At 63.2% G+C, this 5,694-nt stretch carries 5 protein-coding genes and 2 pseudogenes; 4 read left to right on the top strand and 3 right to left on the bottom strand.

Features of this window, described 5'->3' with window-relative positions; all coding sequences use genetic code 11:
* Positions 1-513 (top strand): annotated as a pseudogene (locus EOA38_RS26135) (N-methylproline demethylase); the annotation flags it as partial.
* A gap of 147 nt (positions 514-660) precedes the next feature.
* On the opposite strand, the gene EOA38_RS26130 reads toward EOA38_RS26135, so the two are convergent.
* Positions 661-1,068, bottom strand: a complete 408-nt coding sequence (locus EOA38_RS26130) for a hypothetical protein (RefSeq protein WP_127300595.1) — start codon at positions 1,066-1,068, stop codon at positions 661-663.
* Positions 1,069-1,226: 158 nt separating this feature from the next.
* On the opposite strand from EOA38_RS26130, the gene EOA38_RS26125 reads away from it, so the two are divergent.
* The gene (locus EOA38_RS26125; protein WP_127300594.1) at positions 1,227-1,655 is read left to right on the top strand and encodes a MarR family transcriptional regulator; all 429 of its coding nucleotides are present in this window, start codon (positions 1,227-1,229) and stop codon (positions 1,653-1,655) included.
* A 6-nt stretch (positions 1,656-1,661) separates the two neighbouring features.
* Here EOA38_RS26125 and EOA38_RS26120 read toward each other — a convergent pair whose 3' ends face one another.
* A complete protein-coding gene (locus tag EOA38_RS26120) occupies positions 1,662-2,396 on the bottom strand; it encodes a polysaccharide deacetylase family protein (protein ID WP_127300593.1) in 735 nt (244 codons plus the stop codon).
* 73 nt (positions 2,397-2,469) lie between these two features.
* On the bottom strand, positions 2,470-4,539 hold the full coding sequence (locus EOA38_RS26115; RefSeq protein ID WP_127300592.1) for an EAL domain-containing protein: 2,070 nt from the start codon (positions 4,537-4,539) through the stop codon (positions 2,470-2,472).
* Between the two features lie 130 nt (positions 4,540-4,669).
* Here EOA38_RS26115 and EOA38_RS40985 point away from each other — a divergent pair, with 130 nt between their 5' ends.
* Positions 4,670-4,792: a hypothetical protein gene (locus EOA38_RS40985; RefSeq protein WP_281060120.1), complete on the top strand. Its 123-nt coding sequence runs from the start codon at positions 4,670-4,672 to the stop codon at positions 4,790-4,792.
* 35 nt (positions 4,793-4,827) lie between these two features.
* A pseudogene (locus EOA38_RS26110) lies at positions 4,828-5,664 on the top strand (glycine C-acetyltransferase); the annotation flags it as partial.
* Between the last annotated feature and the right edge of the window lie 30 nt (positions 5,665-5,694).

Here is a 5,694-nt window from a genome sequence, read left to right as displayed (position 1 = left end):
GTGCTGCTCTATGACGACAATGGCGGTCATCAGGGGATGGGCGCGGCGGAGTTGATCGCCAACAGCGGCGCGAAGCTGGAGCTGGTCTCGCCGGAGCGCTTCTTCGCGCCGGAAATGGGCGGCTTGAACCACGTTCCCTATATGCGCGCCTTCCACGAGAAAGGCGTCACCGTCACCATCAACACCCGTCTGCGCTCGGTGCGGCGCGAGGGCAACCAGCTCATTGCCGAGTTGGCCTCGGACTTCGCTGATGGCTGGCGCGGCGAGCGGCGGGTCGACCAGGTGGTGGTCGAGCATGGCACGGCGCCGCTCGACGATCTCTATTTATCGCTGAAGCCGCTGTCGAGGAATGGCGGCGCGGTCGATTACGAGCGGCTGGTGAGCGGCGGCGACATCTTTCCGTCACGCAATCCGGAAGGCGGCTTCGTCGTATTTCGCATCGGCGACGCGGTCGCCTCGCGAAACATCCATGCAGCCATCTATGACGGGATCAGGTTCGGGATCCGAATCTGAGGCATGGAGCGTGATCCCAACCTCCGGTTCGGAGAAGATCATGCTCAATCGGTGGCGCGCAACCGACCTAGCAAGGAGAGCCACCTGCCGCTTCGGTCCGTTGCGCGCCGCGCATGACGCCGGCCTGATGCCGGCGTCGTGCGATACTCAAAACATCCTGGCGGTCGCCATGCAAAGCACGGTGATGACCAGCAGCCCGCCGGCGATGCGTTCGCCTCTGGTCATTTTCGCGCGCAACTGGGTTTGCGTCGCCGCATCGGCCGCGGCCAGCTGCCTGCTGGCGGAGCCGACCAGCGCGCCTTGCACGCCTGCGGCGATCAGCGCCGTCACGATACCGAGCGCCAGCACCTTTTCCATCGAGCCGAAGACACCTTCATGGAAAAAATACCAAAGCAATATGCCGGTCAGGAAAACCAAACCGGCCGCCCCCATTTGCGGTCGGAAGAACCGTTCCGCTCGAATATCGGGATCGCGGGCGACCGCTATGGTCGTGCCGGCCCAGAACACGCCGGCCATGACATGCAGGCCGATGACGACGATGTAGACATATTGCATGACCGCATTCCTCTCGTTCGCCCGCCGCCGGCGTGTCGCAGTGCCGGTCGGTTGGTTCCGGCGGCACCATGAATAAGACAAAATTAGATATCTAATGGTTAGATGTCAATGCATCGTGCAGTATTTCGCCAATCCATTGCTTGTTTTAGTGTCCGGCCATGACGCCGTTTGATCGCCCGCCAGTCGGCATGAATCTCGCCCGCACGTCCAAGGTGGTGGCGCAGGCCTTCGACGCCGCCCTGGTCGACGCCGGCGGCACGCTGCCGGTCTGGCTGACCTTGCTCTCGGTCAAGTCGAAGGAACTCGCCAACCAGCGCGAGCTTGCCGGCATGATCGGCATCCAGGGCGCGACGCTGACCCATCATCTCAACGCCATGGAGGCGCAAGGGTTGCTGACGCGCCGCCGCGATCCAGGAAACCGCAGGGTCCACCAGGTGGCCCTGACTGAAGCCGGCGAAGCGCTGTTCGAGAGATTGCGGATGGCCGCGCTCGCCTTCGACAAGCGGTTACGGAGCGGAATTGCCGATGAGAGGCTGGCCGAATTCGCGGAAGTGCTTGCAGCACTCCGTGGGAATGTCGGGGATTAAACCGCCTCAGTCGTAGGTCGCGATGGCGCCGAAGGCGTAGTGGCGCAGCCTGAGCGCCGCGATCAGCGCGGTGAGCTTCGCCTTGCCGTCGAAGGCGTCCTGGAACATCTCGTCATGCATCAACAGGATCAGTCTGCCCGGTTTGACGAAATGGCCGTAGCCGAACAGATGATCGATCTCGCTCACCAGATGGTCGACGCTCTGCACCGGCTTGCCGCTGTCTTCATGCACCCATTCATGATCCCAGCCATAGAGCCAGAATCCTGACGCGGCGACGAACTCGTAGTCCGGGTCCTCGCGGCCGGCCTGCGCCAGCCCAAGCGAGTTGTCGTCTTTCGACATCGACGGCAGCCGGAACACGTCGCGCCCCGGCAGCCGCGCGCGCACGGCGGGCTTCAGGCCAAGCACGGCATTGGCCCTCAGCATGTCCGCGACCACGCCCTCGGTGTCGCCGTAGAAATGCCGGTAGTGGTTGTAGGCATGGCTGTAGCTGTGATTGCCGATCGTCACCAAGGGCATCGATTTCGCCCGCTGCAGCAGCGCCCGGTTGGCCGCATTGGCTTCGGCATGCATGCCGACCATGAACAGTGTCGCCGGCACCTGCTCGGCCTGCAGCACGTCGAGGATATTGGCTGTGCCGTTCAGCGGACCGTCGTCGAAGGTGAGATAGATGGTCCGGTCGGCGGCAAGCGCAGGACACGCCACCAGCAACAGCGTCAGTACAAGAAGTCGAAGCGGCATCCGCAAGTTCCGGTTGCAATCGCGGCAGGCCGCCATGCCTGTCCAAGCTTGTCAAGCTTGCCGGTCGATCGAGCTATGCCAGGCTGCCTTGCAGCACCTTGAGCTTCGCCTTCTTCGGGCTGCGCGCCATCAGCCATTCGCGCGCCTTGTCCTGCGGCATCGGGAAGGCGATCGAATAGCCCTGCACCTGGTCGCAGCCGATCGCCATAAGCGAGTCGAGCTCGGCCTCGGTTTCCGCGCCCTCGGCGACGATCGAGATGCCAAGCCCGCGGGCAAGCTCGGTGATGGCGCGCACGATCTTGGTGTTGTCGCCGTTCTCGTTGATGTTCTGCACGAAGCGGCGGTCGATCTTCAACCGGTCGATCTCGTTCGGATTGACGTGGCTGAGCGACGCATAGCCGGTGCCGAAATCGTCGAGCTCGAGATGCACGCCGGCGGCGCGGATGTGCCTGAGCTTGGCGGCGATGCCGGTCTTTTCGTCGTCGAGGATGACGGATTCGACGATTTCCAGCGACAGCTTCTGCGGCGCGAGCCCGGCCCGCTCCAGTGTCTCGAACAGGAACTTGTCGAAATCCGGCTCGCGCAGCTCGGTGCCCGAGACGTTGACGGCGATGCGTCCGAAATCGATGCCGGCGCGGTCCCATTCGGCAGCTTCGTTGATTGCCTTGGTGATGACGATACGGCCGATATCGGGCATGAAGCCGCATTTTTCGGCGACGGGGATGAACTCGCCGGGCGAGATCATGCCGCGTGCGGCATGCTTCCAGCGCACCAGCGCCTCGATGCCGCTGATCTTGCCGCTGGTGAGCGACACCTGTGGCTGGAAATAGACCTCGAAGGTTTTTTCGGCGATCGCGGTACGGATGTCCTGCTCGAGCTGCTTGCGGTAGTCGAGCTCGCGCCGAAGCTCCTCGGAGAAGAAGGAGAAGCTTCCGCCGCCGAGCTTCTTGGCCGAATAGAGCGCGAGATCGGCATGGACGAGCAGGTCCTGCGCATTCTCGGCATCGATCGGGTAGACGGCGATGCCGGCGCTGGCGCCGGGCATGATGGTTGTGCCCTGGAAGGTGATCGGCTCGTTGATTTCGCCGAGGATACGCTTGGCCAGCGCATGGATGTCCTCGGTGGAGCCGGCGCCGTTGAGGATCATCACGAACTCGTCGCCGCCGAGACGGGCGCAAAGATCCGATGCGCGGCAGGAATCGCGCATGCGCTGCGCGGTGACGACAAGCACATAGTCGCCGGCTGCGTGCCCCAGCGTGTCGTTGATCTGCTTGAAGCGGTCGAGGTCGAACTGGATCACCGCCAGGCGCTCGCGGCGGCGATGCGCGCCCTTGATCAGCGTGTCGAAATGATCGGTGAGGAAGGTGCGGTTGTGCAGGCCGGTCAAGCCGTCATGCACGGCGATGAAGGCCATGGAATTGCGGGCATCGACCAGCTCGTGCGTCTTGCGCAGGATGGCCTTCGACATCGGCCGGAAGATGAACAGCGCCACCAGCACGATGACGCCGATGGTGGCAAAGAACAGCGTGCGGTGAAGGTCGAGCATCTCGTCCGACCGCTCGTTGGCAAAGGCGCTGATGCGCTGGCCGAGCGCGGCATAGCCGGACAAGGTCGCATTGGCGACGGAGGCGTCGAGGCCGGCGCGTTCGCCGCCGCCCTTGTAGCCCTCGCTTTGCATGCCGAGCTGGGATCCGAAGGACGAGGCCAGCCGTTCGCCGTTGGCAATCAGGCCGACCGAGAAATAGTCGAGGTGGAACGGCTTGCTGAACAGCACATATTCGATCGATTTCGGATCGTTGCGCGCCGGCGACAGCGGATCGGCGCCGGTCTCCTTTAGCAGCAGGTCATAGTTCGTCTCGAACTCGGCCGTCGCCAGCTTGAGCGCGGTGACGAGCGCCGCCTGCTTGTCGCGTGAGGCGGCACCCGTGGCGCCCGCCAGGAAGACGATGCGCTGCGACAGCGCCTTCTGCGTCGAGACGATGTCGAGCAGCGCGTCATTGTGCTGCTGTTGCGCCATTAGCTGCTGCAGAAGGATGAAGGACGCCATCACCATGGCGGCGATGATCATGAGCGCCAGCCAGTAGCCGCTCTTGATCAGCAGAATCAGCTTGCGCGAAACGCTCTGCACTGGCTGCTGCGACATAACTCGGTGACCCCTCCGGTCGACGGATTCCTGCCATGGATTCGTGGCGGGAAGAGCCTTGACGTGAAAGGGTTAACAGCTCGGCAAGCAGGCGCGGCGCTTATCCCGGCGGCGTGACAAAGCTGACAAGATGGTTATCGCGTCCTTTCAAGCGTTGTCGGCATTTGAGCGCATCGTTGCTCCGCCGTGGCCGGAAGGCTTTCGCAACGACACCGAAGCGGTCGTTTTTGCGATGGATTTTTCGGCCGCGTAGCGCGACAGTCCGCGTCAAATGAACAGGGCCAGACCATGAGCGCAGCGTTTCTCTCCCACATCGACAACGAGCTTCAGGGCCTGAAATCGGCCGGGCTCTACAAGTCAGAGCGGGTCATATCCTCGATGCAGTCGGCCGAGATCGAGGTTGCAGGCCAGAAGGTGCTGAATTTCTGCGCCAACAATTATCTGGGCCTCGCCGACAGTCCCGAGTTGCGCGAGGCGGCGAAGCGGGCGCTCGACCGTTACGGCTACGGCATGGCCTCGGTGCGCTTCATCTGCGGCACGCAGGAGGAGCACAAAGAGCTCGAAGCGACGATCTCGTCCTTCCTAGGCATGGAGGACACAATCCTCTACGGCTCCTGCTTCGACGCCAATGGCGGCCTGTTCGAGACGCTGCTGGGCGAGGAGGACGCCGTCATTTCGGACGCGCTGAACCACGCCTCGATCATCGATGGGGTGCGGTTGTCCAAGGCCAAGCGCTTCCGCTACGCCAACAACGACATGGCCGATCTCGAAGCGCGGCTGAAGGAGGCGAAGGAATGCCGCTTCCGGCTGATTGCCACCGACGGCGTGTTCTCGATGGACGGCATCATCGCCAATCTCGGGGGTGTGTGCGACCTCGCCGAGAAATACGACGCCATGGTCATGGTCGACGACAGCCACGCGGTCGGCTTCGTCGGCAAAAACGGCCGCGGCTCGGCCGAGCATTGCGGCGTCGAGGGCAGGGTGGACATCATCACCGGCACGCTCGGCAAGGCGCTGGGCGGTGCTTCCGGCGGCTACACCTCGGGCAAAAGCCAGGTGGTCGATTGGCTGCGCCAGCGCTCGCGGCCCTATCTCTTCTCCAACACGCTGATGCCGGCGATCGCCGGCATCAGCGTGTTGGAGAAGAGATAGGGC

Origin of the sequence: Mesorhizobium sp. M1E.F.Ca.ET.041.01.1.1, assembly GCF_003997355.1 — a bacterium.
Taxonomy (GTDB): domain Bacteria; phylum Pseudomonadota; class Alphaproteobacteria; order Rhizobiales; family Rhizobiaceae; genus Mesorhizobium.
This window is presented reverse-complemented; position numbering and strand designations above follow the sequence as displayed.

What these genes read in the sequence shown, in the direction of transcription:
- EOA38_RS26120 (WP_127300593.1), bottom strand. Translation starts at nt 2,396, where the DNA reads ATGCCGCTTCGACTTCTTGTACTGACGCTGTTGCTGGTGGCGTGTCCT.
- EOA38_RS26125 (WP_127300594.1), top strand. Translation starts at nt 1,227, where the DNA reads ATGACGCCGTTTGATCGCCCGCCAGTCGGCATGAATCTCGCCCGCACG.
- EOA38_RS26115 (WP_127300592.1), bottom strand. Translation starts at nt 4,539, where the DNA reads ATGTCGCAGCAGCCAGTGCAGAGCGTTTCGCGCAAGCTGATTCTGCTG.
- EOA38_RS26130 (WP_127300595.1), bottom strand. Translation starts at nt 1,068, where the DNA reads ATGCAATATGTCTACATCGTCGTCATCGGCCTGCATGTCATGGCCGGC.
- EOA38_RS40985 (WP_281060120.1), top strand. Translation starts at nt 4,670, where the DNA reads ATGGTTATCGCGTCCTTTCAAGCGTTGTCGGCATTTGAGCGCATCGTT.